The sequence below is a fragment of the Frateuria terrea genome, assembly GCF_900115705.1.
GTDB classification, from domain to species: domain Bacteria; phylum Pseudomonadota; class Gammaproteobacteria; order Xanthomonadales; family Rhodanobacteraceae; genus Frateuria_A; species Frateuria_A terrea.
The window spans coordinates 400,894-420,080 of the sequence record NZ_FOXL01000003.1 but is presented as its reverse complement, the minus strand read 5'-3'; the positions used below and the strand labels follow the sequence as shown (position 1 = coordinate 420,080).

Below are 19,187 nucleotides of genomic sequence, written 5' to 3'. Positions count from 1 at the left end.
GCAGTGGTGCGCCTGGCTGCTTCTATGGCGTCTGCGCCTGCCTGAGCGGACTCGGCAGCAGGGCGCGCATGTGATGGACCAGCGCGTCGAATTCGAACGGCTTGGTCAGCAGGTCGGTGTCGGCATCGAGGGCCCAATCCTCGGGCATGGTCTCGGCGTAGCCGGTGACGAACAGCACCTTCAGGTCCGGCCGGTGGCGCCGTCCGATGTCGACCATCTGCAGGCCGGTGAGTCCGGGCAGGCCGATGTCGGTGACCAGCAGGTCGATATGTTCGTCCGATTCGAGGATCGCCAGTCCGGCGTGGCCGTCGCGTGCCTCCAGCACGCGGTAGTGCAGCTCGCGCAGCTTGCCGGCGACCACGTCGCGCACCATGTCCTCGTCCTCGACCAGCAGAAGGGTTTCGCCGGCCGCCGGCTCCCAGCGCGTAACCGTGCTGCGCCCTTCGAGCGTGCGCATGCTGCGCCGCTCGCCGCTGGGCAGGTAGATCGAGACGGTCGTGCCGTGGCCGGGCTCGCTTTCCAGCTCGATGGCGCCGCGCGACTGGGTCACGAAGCCGTGGATCATCGACAGGCCCAGGCCGGTGCCGCGGCCCTTGGGCTTGGTGGTGAAGAACGGGTCGAAGGCGCGCGCGCGCACTTCGGGCGTCATGCCTGCGCCGGTGTCGCTGACCTGCAGCAGCAGGGTCGGCGCATCGCGCAGGCTGTGCGGCCGGCGCAGCGGTCCCTCGCCCGGCGGCACCGAGCCGGTGCGGATGGTCAGGCAGCCGCCCTCGGGCATCGCGTCGCGAGCATTGATCGACAGGTTGAGGATCGCGCTCTCCAGCAGGTTCGGATCGCACAGCACCGGCACCAGCGCGGGCGCCAGGTCGAGCTTCAGGGTTATGCGCTCGCCCAGCGTAGCCGGCAGCAGTTCGGCGATCTGCGCGACCAGGTCGTTGAGGTTGACGCTCTTGGGCGCCAGCGGCTGGCGGCGAGCGAAGGCCAGCAGGCGGTGGGTCAGCGTGGCCGCGCGCTTGGCCGAGTCGATCGCGTTGCCGAGGAAACGGTCGACGTCCTGGCGGCCGGCCGCCAGGCGCATCTCGACGACCTCGAGCGAACCGATGATGCCCTGCAGGAGATTGTTGAAGTCGTGCGCGATGCCGCCAGTGAGTTGGCCCAGCGCCTCGATCTTCTGTGACTGGAACAGCTGCGCGCGGGTTTCCTCCAGGTGCCGCTCGGCTTCCATGCGCTCGGTGATGTCGCGGGTGATCTTGGCAAAACCCAGCAGTTGGCCGTCGCCGTCGCGGATCGCGTCCACGGCGATCTCGGCCATGAAGCGCGAACCGTCCTTGCGCACCTGCCAGTCGACCACGACGTAGCGGCCCTCCTCGCTGGCTACCGTCATGGCGGTCTGCGCGACCTGCGGGTTGACGAAGAAACGCGCCAGCGGGCGACCGATGATCTCGGCCGCGGCGTAGCCCTTGATGCGCTCGGCACCGGCGTTCCAGTCGGTAACGATACCGTTGGCGTCGAGCATGCAGATGGCGCAGTCGGTAACACCGTCGACGAACAGGCGGAAGCGCCGCTCCACCTCGCGCAGGCGCTGTTCGGTCATGCGCCGCTCGGTGATGTCGCGGGTGACCATGGCAAAGCCGAGCAGGTGGCCGTGCTCGTCGCGCACGGCGTCGCATACCACGTGCGCCCAGAAACGGCTGCCATCGCGCCGCAGCCGCTGGGCTTCCTCCTGGAAGCGGCCATGCGCCGCGGCCATGTGCAGGATCAGTTCGGGGCGGCCGCCGGCGCGCTCCTCTTCGGTGTGCAACAGGGCGAAGGCGCGACCGACGATGTCGGCGGCGCGATGGCCGTGGATCTGTTCGGCGCCGGCGTTCCAGCTGCGGATCCGGCCCTGCGGATCGACCATGAAAATGGCGTAGTCCAGGATGGACTGCACCAGCAATTGATAAGACTGGGTCCCGCTCGTGTCCACGCCACCGTCCTTGCACAGCAAGCACCGCGCCACGGCCGTCCATGACGGTGTCATCGGCATATCGTTCCCCGGGCAGAGGGGTGCAGTCGCGACGCGACCGCGTTCCGCTTGGCCGGCGTCAACCGAACCTACCTCATGTGGCTAGTGGGATAAACCGGAATAGGGCGGCTTGCCCTCGTCGGCGACGGTGCAGGCCCGGGCATTCCTGGCGCGTGCATCGGCGATGGCGGCCAGCAGAGCCTTGCGATCGTACGGCTTGGGCAGGAAGGTCGCGGTCGGGCCAAGGCGGTCGCTGGAGGCCTCCGGGTCGCCGGAGATCACCACCACGGCGGCATTGGAGCCGCGCCGGCGAAGTTCCTCGGCCATGCTGATGCCGTCCTGCCCGCCACCGATGTTGACGTCGGTGACGATCACGTCGATCTCCGGCTGTTCGTCCATGAGCCGGATGCCGGCCTTGGCGTCGCGCGCGGACAGTACCTGGTAGCCGGCAGCATCGAGCAGCAGCGCCATGACTTCGCGCGTGTCCGCATCGTCCTCCACCAGCAACACAAGGTTGTCCTTCGCCATGACCCCTCCAAGCGCTTGCGCGGCCAGAACCGTGAATGTTGGCCATACGGAAGTGACGGAAGCGTGCAGGCCAAAGCGTTGCTGCGTCAAGCATTAAGCATGCGATCTTCCGCTTGCGGTTCACAAATATTCACGCCGGCGGGCAAGCCACGCGTTCGAGGCTGCGATCGGGCGCCTTAAGAACCCATGAGCGCAGGGTCAACGGACTCCTTGATACGTCGATCGATCGCAAACTATTGAGCGGACACGCAAAAATTTGCGCCGATAACCACTTTGCCTTCACCTTGATGACTCCGCGTTTTCACCGTCGCCTGCCTAGGCTTGTTTTTTCCAGCGGGAAGGGAGCGGCAGACGTGAACCACGATCCGGCACGCCGGGATTTCCTCAGATTGGTCGGGGTAGCCGTCCCCGCCAGCATGCTGCTATGTGCCTGCGGCGGTCACGACACGGGCAGCGCCGCGCGCGGTGTGCGGTCGACGGCCTACTTCGAATCCGGGGAGATGGACTTCATCCGTGCAGCGACCGCGCGCCTGATTCCCGAGGACGCGCTCGGGCCGGGGGCCGACAAGGCCGGCGTGCCCGCCTTCATCGACCTGCAACTGGCCGGTCCGTATGGCCGGGCCGAGCGCTGGTACATGCAGGGACCCTGGCCCAGCGGCACCGACAGCCAGGGCTACCAGCTGCGCTACACGCCCGCACAGATCTACCGCCAGGCGATCGCCGGCATAGACAAGCACTGCCGCGCCAAATACCAGCAGTCCTTCGCCGGACTCAAGACCGACCAGCAGGACGAAGTGCTGCACGCGCTCGAAGGCGGCAAGGTGGATCTCGGCGACCTGCCTTCGAAGACCTTCTTCAACCTGCTCTGGCAGAACACCCAAGAAGGCTTCCTGGCCGATCCGGCCTACGGCGGCAACCGTGACTTCGCCGGCTGGAAGCTGATCGGCTTCCCCGGCCCCCGCTACAACTACGTGCGCGAGATCGGCGAGTACGGCAAACCCTACGGACAGCCGTACGTCAGCCTGATCGGCCGCGTGCCGGGCGAGGCGCTGACGCATGCCGGCGGTGCCGCCTGATGGCCCGGCGGCTGCCGCCGGTGGACGTAGTGCTGGTCGGCTTCGGCTGGACCGCCTCGATCATCGCGCAGGAACTGACCGACGCCGGCGTGCAGGTGCTCGCGCTCGAGCGCGGCGCCTGGCGCGACACCGTGCCCGACTTCGCTACCGACCACATCCAGGACGAGCTGCGCTACGCGGTGCGCAAGCAGATCTTCGAGTCGCCCGAGCGCGAAACGATGACCTTCCGCAACAACACCAGCCAGACCGCGCTGCCGATGCGCCATCTGGGCTCGTTCCTGCCGGCCGCCGGCGTCGGCGGCGCCGGCGTTCACTGGAACGGGCAGTGCTGGCGCTTCCTGCCGCAGGATTTCGTCATCCGCACGCATACCGAGCAGCGATACGGCAAGGGTTTCATCCCTGCCGACATGAACCTGCAGGATTGGGGTGTCACCTACGAGGAGCTGGAGCCGCACTACGACCGCTTCGAGTACCTCTGCGGCGTCTCCGGCCAGGCGGGCAACGTCGGCGGGCAGCTGGTCGCCGGCGGCAATCCGTTCGAGGGTGCGCGGGCGCGCGGCTATCCATTGCCGCCCTTGGAGCGTTGTGCGTCCACCGTGCTGTTCGACAAGGCCGCGCGCGAGGTCGGCTTCAAGCCCTTCCCGTGCCCGGCGGCCAACGCATCGCGTCCCTATCGCAACCCGCTGGGCGTGCAGATGGGCCAGTGCACCTACTGCGGCTACTGCGAGTGGTTCGGTTGCGGCAACTACTCCAAGGCCAGCCCGCAGACGACCATCCTCCCGGTGCTGCTGAAGAAGGACAATTTCCGCTTCAAGACCCATTGCGCGGTCACCCGCGTCAACACCGACAACACCGGCAAGCGCGCCACCGGCGTCACCTACGTCGACGTCGACGGCAACGAATGGGAGCAGCCGGCGCAGATGGTGGTGCTGTGCGCGTTTGCCCACCACAACGTGCACCTGCTGCTGGTCTCGAAGATCGGCCAGCCCTACGACCCGGTGTCCAACACCGGCGTGGTCGGGCGCAACTACGCCTACCAGATCACCTCCTCGGTCGACGTGTTCCAGAAGGAGCGGTTGAACCCGTTCATGGGAGCCGGTGCGCTGGGCCAGGCGGTCGACGAATTCAACGGCGACAATTTCGACCACGGCCCGCAAGGTTTCGTCGGCGGCGGCTACATCGCACTGTGGAACACCGGCGGCCGGCCGATCCTGCAGCACTACCTGCCGGAGAAGGCGCCCAAGTGGGGCGCCGGCTGGAAGAAGGCGATGCACGAGAACTACCTCACCGCCTGCTCTATCGCCACCCACGGCAGCGTGATGAGCTACCGCTCCAGCTACCTCGATCTCGATCCGACCTGGCGCGACGCCTACGGCAACCCGCTGCTGCGGCTGACCTTCGACTTCCAGCCCAACGAGCTGAAGATGTCCGGCTTCCTCACCGACAAGGCCGCGCAGATCGGCCGCGCGATTCCGGGCGCCACCGTGCACGAAAAAAAGCGCGGAGGACCCTACTCGATCGTCCCCTACCAGACCACGCACAACACCGGCGGCGCGGTCATGGGCAACGATCCGAAGACCTCGGTGGTCAACCGCTACCTGCAGAGCTGGGACGTGCCCAATCTATGGGTGATGGGCTCGAGCGTGTTCCCGCAGAACGCCGGCTACAACCCGACCGGCACGGTCGGCGCGCTGACCTACTGGTCGGCCGCGGCGATGAAGCGCTATCTGAAGAACCCTGGCCCGCTGGTGACGACATGAGCGCCGCAAGACTGTTCGGCTTCGGTTGCCTGCTGGCGCTGCTGGCAGTGTGCGCGGCCTGCAGCCACGACCGCGATGAAGCGGCACCATCGACCGTCAAACTCGGCGAGCGCATGAGTCCGGGCCCCTGGGGCCAGATCTCGCGTGGCCGCTACCTGGTGCGTGCGGGCGATTGTGCGGCCTGCCACACCGCCGAAGGCGGCGCACCGTTTGCCGGCGACCGCGCCATCCCGACGCCGTTCGGCACCATCTACTCGAGCAACATCACCCCGGACCCGGACACCGGCATCGGGCGCTGGACCGACGAGGACTTCTACCGCGCGATGCACGAAGGCATCGACCGCGAGGGCGACCACCTGTATCCGGCTTTCCCCTACCCCTGGTACACGCGCCTGAGCCGCGATGACGTGCTGGCGATCAAGGCCTATCTCGACACGCTCACACCGGTGCGCCAGGCCCACCGCCCCGACGAGCTGCCGTGGCCGCTCGACCAGCGTGGCGTCATGGCGGTGTGGAACGGCATGTACTTCGACGCGGGCACCTTCCAGCCCGACCCGAAGCGCTCGCCGCAGTGGAACCGCGGCGCCTACCTGGTAAAGGGTCTCGGCCATTGCGGTGCCTGCCATAGCGACAAGAACTTTGCCGGCGCCACCGACAAGGACGACCCGCTCACCGGCGGCTTCGCCGAGAACGCGTTTGCACCGAGCCTTGCCGGCGGCACCCGTGACGGCCTCGGCAGCTGGCCCGAGCAGGACATCGTGCAGTACCTGGGCACCGGCCGGAACGGCCGCACGTCGGCCGCCGGACCGATGGCCGAGGTGGTGGAAGACTCCACCCAATACCTCAGCAAGCCTGACCTGCAGGCCATCGCGGTTTACCTCAAGAGCCTGCCGGCGCGGAAGGACTCGGCGGTGGCCAGCGTGGACAAGGACACCCTCGACCGTGGCGCAGCGCTGTACGTGGACAACTGCGAGGGCTGCCACCTGAAGCAGGGCCAGGGCGAGCCTGGCGCCTTCCCCCCGCTGCGCCAGAGCTCGGCCGTGCAGGCCAAGAGTGCCGACACGCTGATCAACGTGATCCTCAACGGCTCGCGCATCCCCAGGACCGCCGCTGAACCGACCGGGCTGGCGATGCAGGGCTTTGCCGACCACCTGGACGACGCGCAGATCGCCGATCTCACCACCTACATCCGCAACGCCTGGGGCAACCGGGGCGAGGCAGTGGATGCCGGGCACGTGGAAGACCTGCGCAAGTCGCTGCGCCAGTCGCCGGGTGGCTAGCTCGTTGCTCCCTCTGCCCTCCGGGGAGAGGGCTGGGGTGAGGGGTCGGTGCTCGCGGGGAAGCTCCCGGTGAGAGCGCGTACTGAGGGGTCTTTCGCAAGATTGACCCCTCACCTCAATCCTCTCCCATCCCTGATAGGAGCCGGGGGAGAGGAGGCGAAGGTTGGCGCTTCGCGCCGCCGTTATTGGAGAAGAGCGCGGCCGCGCGCACTTCACACGCGACCTGCGATGGTAGCCGGCGAACGCTCGCTTGAAGGGACCACAACGAGAGGTCGATGACCCAGATCTTCCATCCACGCTTCGGCCTGTTCGCCAAGCTCACCCTGATCGCCTTGCTGGTGCTGGTCAGCGCTGCGGTGCTGGCCTGGCGCGGGCTTACCAACGAACCGCACCGCATCGGCGAGGCCGTGGAGCAACCCGTTCCCTTCAGCCACAAGCACCACGTCGGCGATGACGGCATCGACTGCCGCTATTGCCACGACACGGTGGAGACCTCTTCCTTCGCCGGTATGCCGCCGATCTCCACCTGCATGACCTGCCACTCGCAGCTCTACACCGACCAGGCGGTGCTCAAGCCGGTGGTCGACAGCTGGCAACGCGGCGTCGCGCTGCACTGGCAGCGCGTGCACCAGCTGCCCGACTTCGTCTACTTCAACCACTCCATCCACGTCGCCAAGGGCGTCGGCTGCGAGAGCTGCCACGGCCGCGTCGACCGCATGCCGCTGACCATGCGCACGCAACCCTTGTCGATGCAGTGGTGCCTGGACTGCCACCGCGCACCGCAGAAATACCTGCGCCCGCGCGCGCAGGAATTCGCCATGGGCTGGAAGGCAAAGGACCAGGACACGCTCGGCCTGGCGCTGCTCAAGCGCTACCACATCGACACGCGTCGGCTGACGGACTGCTCGGTATGCCACCGCTGAGCCGCCGGCCCGCAGGAGACGCAGCGTGACCGGGCCCCGCTCCGCCATGGACGCCTTGCGCGGGCAGCTTGCCGATGCCCGCGGCCCGCGTTACTGGCGCGCGCTGGAGGAACTGATCGAGCAACCTGCCTGGCGCAGCCGCCTGCAGGAGGCCTTCCCGCAACTCTCGCGTCTCGAACCGAAGCTCGACCGCCGCGGCTTCCTCAAGCTGCTCGGCGCCTCGCTCGCGCTGGCCGGCCTGGGCGCCTGCAGCCGCCCGCCGCAGGAACAGATCGTGCCGTGGGTACGCCGCCCCGACCAGCTGCCGCCGGCCCTGCCGCGCTTCTACGCCAGCACGCTGGCCTGCGCCGGCGACGTCGCCGGCGTGCTGGTGGAAACCCATCAGGGCCGGCCGACCAAGATCGAGGGCAACCCCGCGCACCCGATGAGCCTGGGCGCCACCACGCCGGCCATGCAGGCGGCGGTACTGGAGCTGTGGGATCCGGACCGTTCGCAAGGCCCGGTGCACGAGGGCGTCGCTTCCAGCTGGGATGCCTTTGGCGACGAGGTGCGCGGGCTCGCCGCGCGCTTCGCCCGCGACGGTCGCGGCCTGCACGTGCTCAGCGGCCGCCTCGACTCGCCCACGCTGGCCGCGCAACGCGACGCGTGGCTGGCGCGCTTCCCGGGCGCGCAATGGCACGCATACGAAGCGATCGACGAGGACAACGCGCTGGCCGGCGCGCAGCTGGCCTTCGGCAAGCCGTTGTGCGCGCGCCACCACCTCGATCGCGCGCAGGTGATCGTGTCGCTGGAAGCCGACTTTCTCGCCTCGATGCCAGGCAGCCTGCGCCACGGCCGCGATTTCATCACCGGTCGTGATCCGGCATCGGACCATTTCAACCGCCTCTACGTGGTCGAGGCCTCGCCCACGCTCACCGGCGCCAAGGCCGACCATCGCTGGCCGCTGGCCAGTGCGCAGGTCGGTACGTTCGCACTGGAGCTGGGCGAGCTGCTGGGCCTGCCCGGTGTGCGTGCCGGGCAGTCCAGCGGCATCCCGCAGCGTCGCCTGCGCGCGCTGGCGCAGGACCTGGACAGCCGCCATGGCGGCTCGCTGGTGCTGGCCGGGCGCACGCAGCCGCCCTGGGTGCACGCGCTCGCGCACCTGCTGAACGAGGCGCTCGGCAATGTCGGCCGCACCGTCGAGTACTACGCGCCGGTCGAGCCCTGGACCTCCTCCGCGACAAGCCTGCACGAGCTCACCGAGGCGATGGCCGACGGCCGGGTCGATACCCTGCTGATCCTCGACGGCAACCCGGCCTATGCCACGCCGGTCGATGCGCACTTTGCGACGCATCTGGCCAAGGTGCGCAACCGCATCCATCTGGGCCTCTACCGCGACGAAACGGCCGTCGCCTGCCAATGGCACCTGCCGTGCGCGCATCCGCTGGAGAGCTGGTCCGACCTGCGTGCCGCCGATGGCACCGCCAGTGCGGTCCAGCCGGTGATCGCGCCGCTGTACGACGCCCGCAGCGCACACGAACTGCTGGCCATGTTCCTGGGCGACGGGCAGAGCCCGCGTGCGCGCGTGCAGGCGACCTGGCGCGCCCAGGCCGGCACCGACCCGGAAGCGTTCTGGACCGCCAGCCTGCAGCAAGGCGTGATCGCGCGCAGCGCGCCGCCGGCGCAGGCGGTGCAGGTGGACCATGGCTTCCTTGCACGGATTCCCGCGCCCGCCGACCAGCCCGGCCTGGAGCTGCTGTTCGCACCCGACCCGACCGTGTGGGACGGGCGCTACGCCAACAACGGCTGGCTGCAGGAATGCCCCAAGCCGTTGACTACGCTCACCTGGAGCAACGTCGCGCTGGTCAGTCCGGAGCTCGCGCTGGCGCATGACATCAAGAACGGCGACGCCATCGAGCTGCGCATCGATGGCCGCCACACGCAGGCGCCGGCGTGGATCATGCCGGGGCAGGCCGCGCGCAGCATCACCGTGCTGCTGGGCTACGGCCGTCGCCACGCCGGACGCCTGGGCGAACAGCTCGGCTTCGACGCCTACGCCCTGCGCAGCACGGACGCGCCGTGGCGCACCGATGGCCTGCGCATCAATCGCACCGGCGCGCATTACGCGCTCGCCACCACCCAACGGCACCACACGATGGAAGGCCGCGCCCCGGTGCGCAACGCCACGCTCGACGCATTCCGCACCGATCCTGCCGTTGCGCAGGCACACGCATCGGTGCCGCCCAGCCTCTACCCCGATCGCCCGCACGGCGAGTACGCCTGGGGCATGAGCGTGGACCTCAACGCCTGCATCGGTTGCGGCGCCTGCACGATCGCCTGCCAGGCGGAGAACAACATTCCCGTGGTGGGCGCCGAGGAGGTCGAGCGCGGGCGTGAAATGCACTGGATCCGCATCGACCGCTATTACGAGGGCGACGCGCGCGCCCCGCGCATCCACCACCAGCCGGTGCCTTGCATGCACTGCGAGCATGCGCCGTGCGAGGTGGTCTGCCCGGTCGGCGCCACCGTGCACGATTCGGAAGGCCTCAACGTGCAGGTCTACAACCGCTGCGTGGGTACCCGCTTCTGCTCCAACAACTGCCCGTACAAGGTGCGCCGCTTCAACTTCCTGCAGTACAGCGACCTGCACACCGAAACGCTGAAGGCGCAGCGCAACCCGGACGTCTCCGTGCGCAATCGCGGTGTCATGGAGAAATGCACCTACTGCATCCAGCGCATCGAGACGGCGCACGTCGCCGCCGACAGGGAAGGCCGGCGCATCGCCGACGGCGAAGTGCTGACCGCCTGCCAGGCGGTGTGTCCCACGCAGGCGATCGTCTTCGGTGACCAGCAGGACCCGGCCAGCGCGGTGAGCCGGCAGAAGGCCTCGCCGCGCAACTACGCACTGCTGGAGGAACTCAACACCCGTCCGCACACGACTTATCTGGCCGCCATCCGCAACCCGCATCCGGCGCTGGAGGACGACGCATGAGCGTCCGCATGCCCCGCACTTGCGCAATGCCCGCAAGGGGAGAGGCAGCCGCATCAGCCAGTGCGTGGTTTCATCGCCCGGCACCCGGCCCCAGCCGGCGGGCCGCATACAGCACCCATCAGGCGAGGCTTCGCACCGGCTGGTCGGCAGCAGGCGGGGGGCCTTTCGCATGAGCGCGCCGCCGATCTCCCTGCGCGAGACCAACGCCTCGATCACCGACCGGGTCAGCGACATCACGCTGGAGCGCCCGACCGGCCGCCTGTGGATGTGCGCCTTCGCACTGTCGTTCGTGCTCACCGCCTGGCTCGGCGCCGGCATCGTGTGGCTGCTCGCCAGGGGCGTGGGCATCTGGGGCCTGGACATCCCGGTGGCATGGTCCTTCGCCATCGCCGACTACGTGTGGTGGATCGCCATCGGCATGGCCGGCACCTTCATCTCCGGCGGCCTGTACCTGGCGCGGCAGGGCTGGCGCAACGCACTCAACCGCTACGCCGAGGCAATGACCGTGTTCGCCGTGTCGGTGTCGGGCATTTTCCCGATCCTCCACCTGGGGCGGCCGTGGTTCTTCTACTGGCTGGCGCCCTACCCGGACCGCATGGGCGTATGGCCGCAATGGCGCAGCTCGCTGTTCTGGGATTTCTCGGCAATCGTCGCCTACCTGATCGTGTCGGTGCTGTACTTCTACATCGGCCTGATCCCGGACCTCGCCTCGCTGCGCGACCGCGCACGCACGCGCGGCAAGCAGGTCTTCTACGGTCTGCTCGCGATCGGCTGGCGCGGCGAGGCGCGGCACTGGCAGCGCTTCGAGACGCTCAACCTGCTGCTGGCGGCGATGGCGGTGCCGCTGGTGTTCTCGGTGCACTCGATGGTGGCGCTGGATTTCTCCGAGGGCCTGCTGCCCGGCTGGCATTCGACCATCTTCCCTCCGTTCTTCGTCGCCGGCGCGCTGTTCTCCGGTTTCGGCATGGTGCTGGTGCTGGGCATCCCGCTGCGTCGCTTCTTCGGCCTGGGCGACTTCATCACCGACCGGCACATTGCCAACCTGGCCAAGCTGATGCTGGCGGCCGGCCTGTTCGTCGACTACAGCTACGCCTCGGAGCTGTTCAACGCGTTCTACAGCGGCGACCGCTACGAGATCGCGCACGCCATGCAGGAGCTGACCGGCGCCTACGCCTGGGTGTACTGGACGATCATCGGCTGCAACGTGGTGGCGATCCAGGCGATCTGGTTCGAGCGCGTGCGGCACAGCCACGCGGCGCTGTTCGTGATCGCGCTGCTCGTGCTCGCCGGCATGTGGTTCGAGCGATTCCTGTTGATCGTGAGCAGCCTGTACCACGACTTCCTGCCCTCCAGCTGGGGCATGTTCTATCCCACCTTCTGGGATATCGCCTTCCTGGCCGGCTCGATCGGGCTGTTCTTCCTGCTGTTCCTGTTGTTCGTACGGCTGCTGCCGCTGCTGCCGATGTTCGAGCTGCGCAAGCTGCGCGCGCGGCTGGACCGGGAGGCTGCATGAGCGCACCGCGTGAACAGGGCTGGCTGGCACGCTTCGACGATGCCAATGCGCTGCTGCTGGCCGTGCGCGAACTGCGGGCTCTGGGCTACACGCAGCTGGAGGCCTACGCACCCTACCCGGTCGAAGGCCTGGCCGAGGCGCTTGGCCCGGTGCGCAACCGTATCCCGCTGCTGGTGCTGCTGGGCGGCCTGTTCGGTGGCTTCGGTACCCTGTGGCTGGAGTGGTACGCCTCGGTGGTCGACTATCCGATCGACGTCGGCGGCCGGCCCGATGCCAGCTGGCCGGCCTTCGTCCCGGCGGCGCTGGAGATGACCATCCTGTTCGCTGCGCTGTTCGGCATCGCCGGCATGCTGTTCGCCAACGGTCTGCCGCGGCTCAACCACCCGCTGTTCGGCGTGCCGCGCTTCGACGCGGCCAGCCGCGACGGTTTCTTCGTGTGGTTGCGTGCGGACGATCCCCGCTTCGACGTGCATCAGTCGCACGCCGACCTCGCACGGCTGGCGCCGCTGGCGATCGACGAGGTGGGGCCATGAAGCGCCGACACGTGCTCGCGTTCTGCCTGCAGGAAAAGCGTTCACGCCTGATCGTGCTGGTGGCCGCCCTGTTCGCGCTCACCGGTTGCGAGCAGGCGATGCACGACATGTACGCCCAGCCCAAGTACAAGCCGCTGGAACCCAGCCCGCTGTTCGCCGACGGCACCAGCGCCCGCACGCCGCCGCCGGGCAGCGTGCCGATGGCGCAGGGCGCCGCCGCGGACACCGCCAGCGGCCGGCGCGGGCACATCACGCTGCCACCCGAACCCGGTCCGGCCCTGCCGCTGGATGGGCAAGGCCGCAGTCTGGCCCAGGGCGAGGCCGGCGAGCGCCGCTACGCCAATCCGCTGCCGGTCACGCTGGCGCTGTTGCAGCGCGGGCAGCAACGCTTCGACATCTACTGCGCGCCCTGCCACGGGCGCAGCGGCGATGGCGACGGCATGATTGCGCGCCGCGGTTTTCCGGCACCGCCGAGCTACCACACCGATCGCCTGCGCAACGCGCCGGACAGCCACTTCTACCAGGTGATCAGCAACGGCTACGGCGTGATGTACCCGTACGCCGACCGTATCGATCCGCACGACCGCTGGGCCATCGTCGCCTATATCCGTGCCCTGCAGCTCAGCCAGCACGCGCCGCGCGGCCGGCTGACGCCGCAGGACCTGGCGCGGCTGTCGGACGCCCTGTCGGCACGGCCGGAGGTGCATCGATGAGCCGCCGGTGGCCGCGCGTGTCGCGCAACGAAGGCATCGCTGCGGCGATCGGCCTGCTGGCGCTGATCGCCTGCCTGCTGCTGGGCCTGCACGCGCCGCGCGAGGTATTGCTGTCGTACCTGTTCGCCTGGCTGTTCTGGCTGGCGCCGGCGCTGGGCAGCGTGGGCCTGCTGATGATCCATGCGCTGACCGGCGGCGATTGGGGCCTGGCAATGCGTCCCGCGCTGTTCGCCGCCAGTCGGCGGCTGCTGCTGATGGCGCTGTTGCTGCTGCCGGTGCTCGTCGGCGTGGCGGTGCTCTTTCCGTGGGCCGGTGCGCAGGCAGCGGCCGATCCGGGCCTGGATGCGCAGCGCTGGTGGCTGAACGCGCCGTTCTTCGTCGTGCGTGCGGTGATCGTGTTCGGACTGTGGCTGTGGCTGGCCCGCGGCATGCGCCGCCGGCTGGCCACGCCCGCCGCCGGGCGATTCGCCGCCGCCGGACTGGTCCTCTACGCGTTGACCGTATCGGTGGCGGCGATCGACTGGGTGGTATCGCTGGTGCCGCGTTGGCACTCGACGGTGTTCGGCATCCTGCTCGGCACCGCGCAATTGCTGTCCGCTGCCGCGCTGGCAGTGTGGCTCAGCGTGTCAGGTCGCGACCCAGCCTCGGGATGGTGGACGCCCAGACGGCTGAATGACCTGGGCAGTATCCTGATGGTGCTGGTGCTGGCCTGGGGCTACCTGGCCTTCATGGACTACCTGACGGTGTGGATTGCCGACCTGCCGTCGGAAACGGTCTGGTACCTGCCGCGGGTGAAGACCGGCTGGCGCTGGCTGGGCGCCTTCCTGCTGCTGTTCCACCTGGCGTTGCCGTTCGCCGTGCTGCTGTCGCGTCAGGCCAAGCAGCGCGTGGCGTGGCTCGCCGGCTTGGCGCTGTGGCTGTTCCTCGCGCAGATCGGCTACGTCGCGTGGCTGGTGCTGCCGGGCCTGCGCGAGCACGCGCTGGCGTGGAGCGATCCGCTGGCCTTGATCGGTATCGGCGGACTGTGGTGGCTGGGCTTCGGCGCACAGCGACGCGCGGCGCTGGAGGTGCAGGCATGAGCCGCCAGCCGGACTCGCACGAATCCTACGCGGTGGCCGCCGGCGCGCTGCACTGGGCGGCGGCGATCCTGGCGCTGAGCCTGCTGGCGATCGTGCTGCTGGTGTACATGTGGGCGCGCCCGGTGCTGACCGCCGGAGCGGCGCCGGCCAGGCCGATCCCGCCGCAGCCGCGGCTGCAGCCCGATCCTGCAGCCGACATCGCCGCCGAGCGGGCGCTGCAGCGCTCGCGCCTGCATGGCTACGCGTGGCTCGACGACGGGCATACGGTGGCCCGGATACCGATCGGACGGGCGATGGCACTGCTGGCATCAGGAAAGACCGCGCCGGCGCCCGCGTCGTCCACGGAGCCCACGCCATGAAGGGGCGGCTGCACCTTGGCAGGAGCACACCTGCTGCGCGGCCCCGTGGCCGGGTCATGGGTCGCGATCGCGCACTGGGCGCGCTCCTGCAGGCCGTGATGCTGCTCGCCGCGTCATTGCCGGCTGCATGGGCCACACGGGCGCCGGCGCCCCCGGCCGACCTCGCGCAGCGCGTCGGCTTCGACCAGCGCCTGGGGGCGCAAGTCCCGGCGGACGCGCGCTTCGAGGACGCCGCCGGCCACCCGGTAGAGCTGCGCACGCTCGCCGGCGGCAAGCCGCTGCTGCTCGCGCTCGGCTACTACCGCTGCCCGAACCTGTGCGGTGTGGTGTTGAATGCCATGGCGCACACGCTGGCCAGGCTGGACCTCAAGCCCGGCCGCGACTTCGAGGTGGCCTTCGTCAGCATCGATCCGGGCGAGACCGTCGCCGATGCGCGCCACGCGCAGGCCATGCTCGCGCGCATGCATCCGGATGCGCAGGTGCCACGCTGGCATTTCCTTGCCGGCGACCAGGCCTCGATCACCGCGCTCGCCCGGGCCATCGGCTTCCGCTACTTCTATGACCAGCGCCTGCACCAGTACGCGCACGCCGCCGGGCTGGTGGCGATCACGCCCGGCGGCAAGGTGGCGCAGTATTTCTTCGGCGTGTCCTGGCCGCCGTCCTCGTTGCGGCTGGCGCTGGTGGGCGCCTCGCAGGGCCGGCTGGGCAGCCTGGCCGATCGACTGGTGCTGCTGTGCTGTGGCTACGACCCGACCACCGGCCGCTACAGCCTGGCGATCGGCCGCGTCATGCAGGTGCTCGGCGTGGCCTTCGTGCTGGCGCTGGCGTTCTGGCTGCTGTGGCTGAGGCGGAGGGCGCGCGCATGACGTTGCCGCAGGCTTCCAGCTTCGCCCCGAACGTCGACCACCTGTTCGACACGCTGCTCGCGCTGTGCACGCTGGTGGTGGTCGGCGTGTTCACGGTGATGATCGTGTTCTGCGTGAAGTACCGACGCGGCACTTCGGCCGAGCGCACGCCGGCGCGGTCGCACCTGGGCGTGGAGCTGACCTGGACGCTCGTACCCTTCGTGCTGTTCATGGGCATCTTCGGCTGGAGCGTGCACCTGTGGATTCGGCTGCGTACGCCGCCGAAGGACGCCCAACCCATCTACGTGGTCGCCAAGCAGTGGATGTGGAAGGTGCAGCATCCCGGCGGCCAGCGCGAGATCGACCAGCTGCACGTGCCGGTGGGCCAGCCGATCCGCCTGGTGATGACCTCGCAGGACGTGATCCACAGCTTCTACGTGCCGGCCTTCCGCGTGAAGCAGGACGTGCTGCCGGACCGCTACACGGAACTGTGGTTCACCGCCACCCAGGCGGGCACCTACCATCTGTTCTGCGCCGAGTTCTGTGGCACCGACCACTCGCGCATGCGCGGCGAGGTGGTGGTGATGGCGCCCGCCGACTACGCGCGCTGGCTGCAGGCGCACGCGGGCATCGGCCTGGCCGCGCAGGGCGCGGCGCTGTTCCGGCGGCTGGGCTGCAGCGGCTGCCATGACCCGCAATCGGGGGTGCATGCACCGAGCCTGGAGAACCTCTACGGCAGCACCGTGCCGCTGTCCGACGGCTCGCAGGTGCTGGCCGACGAGCGCTACCTGCACGACTCGATCCTGCTGCCGAAGAAGCAGGTCGCCGCCGGCTACGCGCCGATCATGCCCAGCTTCGAGGGTCGCCTCGGCGAGGAGGACGTGCTGGCCCTGGTGGCCTACCTGAAGACCCGCGGCACGCAGACGGAGAAACCCGAATGAGCACCGTTGAGCTCGCGTCGCCGGCGCGCAGCTACCTGGAGGAAGGCTACGGCCTGCGCTCGTGGCTGACCACGCACGACCACAAGCGCATCGCGGTGCTGTACGGCATCGGCATCACCTTCTTCTTCTTCCTCGGCGGGCTGGCGGCGGCGCTGATCCGCTGGGAACTGGTCACGCCCGCCGGCGACCTGGTGAGCGCGGAAACCTACAACAAGGCGTTCACCTTCCACGGCGTGGTGATGGTGTGGTTCTTCCTGATCCCCTCGATCCCCGCCACGCTCGGCAACTTCCTGCTGCCGTTGATGATCGGCGCGCGCGACGTGGCGTTCCCCCGGCTGAACCTCTTCAGCTGGTACCTGTACGTCGTGGGCGGCATCTTCACCCTCGGCTGCCTGCTGCTGGGCGGCGTGGATACCGGCTGGACGTTCTACACGCCGTTCTCGACGATGTTCTCCAACTCGCACGTGCTGATGGCCGTGGTCGGTGTGTTCATCGTCGGCTTCTCCTCGATCTTCACCGGGCTCAACTTCATCGTGACGGTGCACACCATGCGCGCGCCGGGCATGACCTGGATGCGCCTGCCGCTGTTCGTGTGGTCGATGTACGCGGTGGCGCTGGTGATGATCCTGGCCACGCCGGTGCTGGCCATGACGCTGTCGCTGATCGGGCTGGAGCGGCTGTTCGGCGTGGGCATCTTCGATCCCGCGCTGGGCGGCGACCCGGTGCTGTTCCAGCACTTCTTCTGGTTCTACTCGCACCCGGCCGTGTACATCATGATCCTGCCGGCAATGGGCGTGGTCAGCGAGCTGATCACCCACGGCGCGCGCCGGCGCATCTTCGGCTACAGGTTCATGGTCTACGCGATCATCGGCATCGCGGTGGTCGGCTTCCTGGTGTGGGGCCACCACATGTTCGTGGCCGGGCAGTCGATGTACGCGAGCATCGTGTTCTCGATCCTTTCCTTCATCATCGCCGTGCCCTCGGCGATCAAGGTCTTCAACTGGACCGCCACGCTGTACAAGGGCGACATCTCCTTCGACGCGCCGATGCTGTACGCGCTGGGCTTCGTCGGCCTGTTCATGCTGGGCGGGTTGACCGGCCTGTTCCTGGCCGCCACCGCGCTGGACGTCAACCTCACCGACACCTACTTCGTGGTGGCGCACTTCCACTACATCATGGTCGGCGGCGCCGTGATGGCGTACCTGGGCGGCATCCACTACTGGTGGCCGAAGATCACCGGGCGGTTGTACTCCGAGGCCTGGGCGCGCTTCGCCGCGATCCTGATGTTCTTCGGCTTCAACCTGACCTTCTTCCCGCAGTACATCCTCGGCTGGGAGGGCATGCCGCGGCGCTATCACGAATACCTGCCGCAGTTCCAGGTGTGGAACGTGCTGTCCTCGGCGGGCGCGACCATCCTGGGCGTGGCCTACGTGCTGCCGCTGGTCTACCTGGCCTGGTCGCTGCGCTACGGCGCGCGCGCCGGCGCCAACCCGTGGGATGCCACCGGGCTGGAATGGCAGACCTCTTCGCCGCCGCCGCCACACAATTTCGAACAGGTCCCCGTGGTCCACGAGGGCCCGTACGCCTACCGCCGATGAACGCCCGCCTCCATACCGTACCCGAGCAGTTCGACGACCCCGTGCAGCAGCGCGAGGCCGCGACGCTGGGCATGTGGGCATTCCTGGCCACCGAGATCCTGTTCTTCGGCGTGCTGTTCGCCGGCTACACGCTGTGCCGCGTGCGCTTCCCGGACGCGTTCGCCGCCGCCAGCCGGCACACCGACATGCTGCTGGGCACGATCGAGACCGCGGTGCTGCTCACCAGCAGCTGTGCCGTGGCGCTGTCCGTGCGCGAGGTGCAACTCGGCGGCCGCCGCCTGGCCACGGCACTGCTGGCGCTCACCGCGGCGCTGGGCATCAGCTTCCTGGTGATGCACGGCTTCGAGTACTACGCCGAGTACGAGGAAGGACTGATCCCGGCCATCCACTACACCCAGCACGGCGTGTACGCGCACGGCATCGAGATCTTCTACTGCCTGTACTACTTCATCACCGGCTTCCACAGCCTGCACGTGACCATCGGCGTGGTGCTGCTGCTGGTGATGGCCTGGCGCACCTGGCACCGCGCATACGACGCCGACTACCACACGCCGCTGGAACTCACCGCGCTGTACTGGCACCTGGTCGACATCGTGTGGATCTTCGTCTACCCGCTGATCTACCTGGTCGGGCGGGCCGGATGAACGCCCGCGCCGCCCGTCCCCAGCGCACCCACCGCAGCGGCCCGCGGCCGCCGTCGCTGGGCAGCAACCTGTGGACGCTGGCCGCGCTGCTGGCGCTGCTGGCGCTGAGCGCCGGCAGCGCGCTGCTCAAGCTCGGTGCATTCAACGAGGTGGCCAACCTCGGCATCGCGATCGTCAAGGCGCTGCTGGTGCTGACCATCTTCATGCGCCTGAAAACCGACAATGCGCTGCTGCGCATCGTGGCCAGCGCGGGCTTCGCCTGGCTGGCGGTACTGATCGCCCTGTCGCTGGCCGATGCGCTGACGCGGGTGTCGTTGCTGCCACCCTGGTAGCCGCTGCGATGGCGCGAAGCAGTGGCATGGAACCTGCTTCGGAGGGCGCAGGGGCGATTCATCGGCATGCTGGCACCATCGTGGCAG

17 protein-coding genes are annotated in these 19,187 nt (G+C 68.7%); 15 read left to right on the top strand and 2 right to left on the bottom strand.

The window, feature by feature from the left end:
* Nucleotides 1-22: 22 nt before the first annotated feature.
* Complete coding sequence (locus BMZ38_RS05735) at nucleotides 23-1,966, bottom strand: hybrid sensor histidine kinase/response regulator (protein ID WP_175483681.1); 1,944 nt, start codon at nucleotides 1,964-1,966, stop codon at nucleotides 23-25.
* Between the two features lie 141 nt (nucleotides 1,967-2,107).
* Entirely contained in the window at nucleotides 2,108-2,533 is a 426-nt protein-coding gene (locus BMZ38_RS05730; RefSeq protein WP_091335220.1) for a response regulator, read from the bottom strand.
* A 353-nt stretch (nucleotides 2,534-2,886) separates the two neighbouring features.
* Between BMZ38_RS05730 and BMZ38_RS05725 the strand changes: the two genes are divergently transcribed.
* From BMZ38_RS05725 to BMZ38_RS05655, 15 genes are all read left to right on the top strand, one after another.
* Nucleotides 2,887-3,609, top strand: a complete 723-nt coding sequence (locus BMZ38_RS05725; protein WP_245747191.1) for a gluconate 2-dehydrogenase subunit 3 family protein — start codon at nucleotides 2,887-2,889, stop codon at nucleotides 3,607-3,609.
* Nucleotides 3,609-5,369 (top strand): GMC family oxidoreductase, encoded by a 1,761-nt coding sequence (locus BMZ38_RS05720; RefSeq protein ID WP_091335217.1) that lies wholly within the window; start codon nucleotides 3,609-3,611, stop codon nucleotides 5,367-5,369. Before BMZ38_RS05725 ends, BMZ38_RS05720 begins: the two co-directional genes overlap by 1 nt.
* Nucleotides 5,366-6,649 (top strand): c-type cytochrome, encoded by a 1,284-nt coding sequence (locus BMZ38_RS05715; RefSeq protein ID WP_091335214.1) that lies wholly within the window; start codon nucleotides 5,366-5,368, stop codon nucleotides 6,647-6,649. Before BMZ38_RS05720 ends, BMZ38_RS05715 begins: the two co-directional genes overlap by 4 nt.
* Nucleotides 6,650-6,924: 275 nt before the next feature.
* Nucleotides 6,925-7,572 (top strand): cytochrome c3 family protein, encoded by a 648-nt coding sequence (locus BMZ38_RS05710; protein ID WP_091335211.1) that lies wholly within the window; start codon nucleotides 6,925-6,927, stop codon nucleotides 7,570-7,572.
* Nucleotides 7,573-7,597: 25 nt separating this feature from the next.
* Nucleotides 7,598-10,543 (top strand): TAT-variant-translocated molybdopterin oxidoreductase, encoded by a 2,946-nt coding sequence (locus BMZ38_RS05705; RefSeq protein ID WP_245747190.1) that lies wholly within the window; start codon nucleotides 7,598-7,600, stop codon nucleotides 10,541-10,543.
* 169 nt (nucleotides 10,544-10,712) lie between these two features.
* Nucleotides 10,713-12,056, top strand: a complete 1,344-nt coding sequence (gene nrfD / locus BMZ38_RS05700) for an NrfD/PsrC family molybdoenzyme membrane anchor subunit (RefSeq protein ID WP_091335207.1) — start codon at nucleotides 10,713-10,715, stop codon at nucleotides 12,054-12,056.
* Nucleotides 12,053-12,589 (top strand): DUF3341 domain-containing protein, encoded by a 537-nt coding sequence (locus BMZ38_RS05695; protein WP_091335204.1) that lies wholly within the window; start codon nucleotides 12,053-12,055, stop codon nucleotides 12,587-12,589. The genes nrfD and BMZ38_RS05695 overlap by 4 nt, the downstream gene beginning before the upstream one ends.
* Complete coding sequence (locus tag BMZ38_RS05690) at nucleotides 12,586-13,302, top strand: c-type cytochrome (protein WP_217638724.1); 717 nt, start codon at nucleotides 12,586-12,588, stop codon at nucleotides 13,300-13,302. The genes BMZ38_RS05695 and BMZ38_RS05690 overlap by 4 nt, the downstream gene beginning before the upstream one ends.
* Nucleotides 13,299-14,381: a hypothetical protein gene (locus BMZ38_RS05685; RefSeq protein WP_091335202.1), complete on the top strand. Its 1,083-nt coding sequence runs from the start codon at nucleotides 13,299-13,301 to the stop codon at nucleotides 14,379-14,381. Before BMZ38_RS05690 ends, BMZ38_RS05685 begins: the two co-directional genes overlap by 4 nt.
* A complete protein-coding gene (locus BMZ38_RS05680; RefSeq protein ID WP_091335200.1) occupies nucleotides 14,378-14,740 on the top strand; it encodes a hypothetical protein in 363 nt (120 codons plus the stop codon). The genes BMZ38_RS05685 and BMZ38_RS05680 overlap by 4 nt, the downstream gene beginning before the upstream one ends.
* A 56-nt stretch (nucleotides 14,741-14,796) precedes the next feature.
* Nucleotides 14,797-15,606: an SCO family protein gene (locus BMZ38_RS05675; RefSeq protein WP_091335198.1), complete on the top strand. Its 810-nt coding sequence runs from the start codon at nucleotides 14,797-14,799 to the stop codon at nucleotides 15,604-15,606.
* Nucleotides 15,603-16,526, top strand: a complete 924-nt coding sequence (coxB, locus tag BMZ38_RS05670) for a cytochrome c oxidase subunit II (RefSeq protein ID WP_091335196.1) — start codon at nucleotides 15,603-15,605, stop codon at nucleotides 16,524-16,526. Before BMZ38_RS05675 ends, coxB begins: the two co-directional genes overlap by 4 nt.
* Nucleotides 16,523-18,124 (top strand): cytochrome c oxidase subunit I, encoded by a 1,602-nt coding sequence (gene ctaD, locus BMZ38_RS05665; RefSeq protein ID WP_091335194.1) that lies wholly within the window; start codon nucleotides 16,523-16,525, stop codon nucleotides 18,122-18,124. Before coxB ends, ctaD begins: the two co-directional genes overlap by 4 nt.
* Nucleotides 18,121-18,768 (top strand): cytochrome c oxidase subunit 3 family protein, encoded by a 648-nt coding sequence (locus tag BMZ38_RS05660; RefSeq protein ID WP_091335192.1) that lies wholly within the window; start codon nucleotides 18,121-18,123, stop codon nucleotides 18,766-18,768. The genes ctaD and BMZ38_RS05660 overlap by 4 nt, the downstream gene beginning before the upstream one ends.
* Nucleotides 18,765-19,100, top strand: a complete 336-nt coding sequence (locus BMZ38_RS05655) for a cytochrome C oxidase subunit IV family protein (protein ID WP_091335190.1) — start codon at nucleotides 18,765-18,767, stop codon at nucleotides 19,098-19,100. The genes BMZ38_RS05660 and BMZ38_RS05655 overlap by 4 nt, the downstream gene beginning before the upstream one ends.
* The last annotated feature ends 87 nt before the right edge of the window (nucleotides 19,101-19,187 follow it).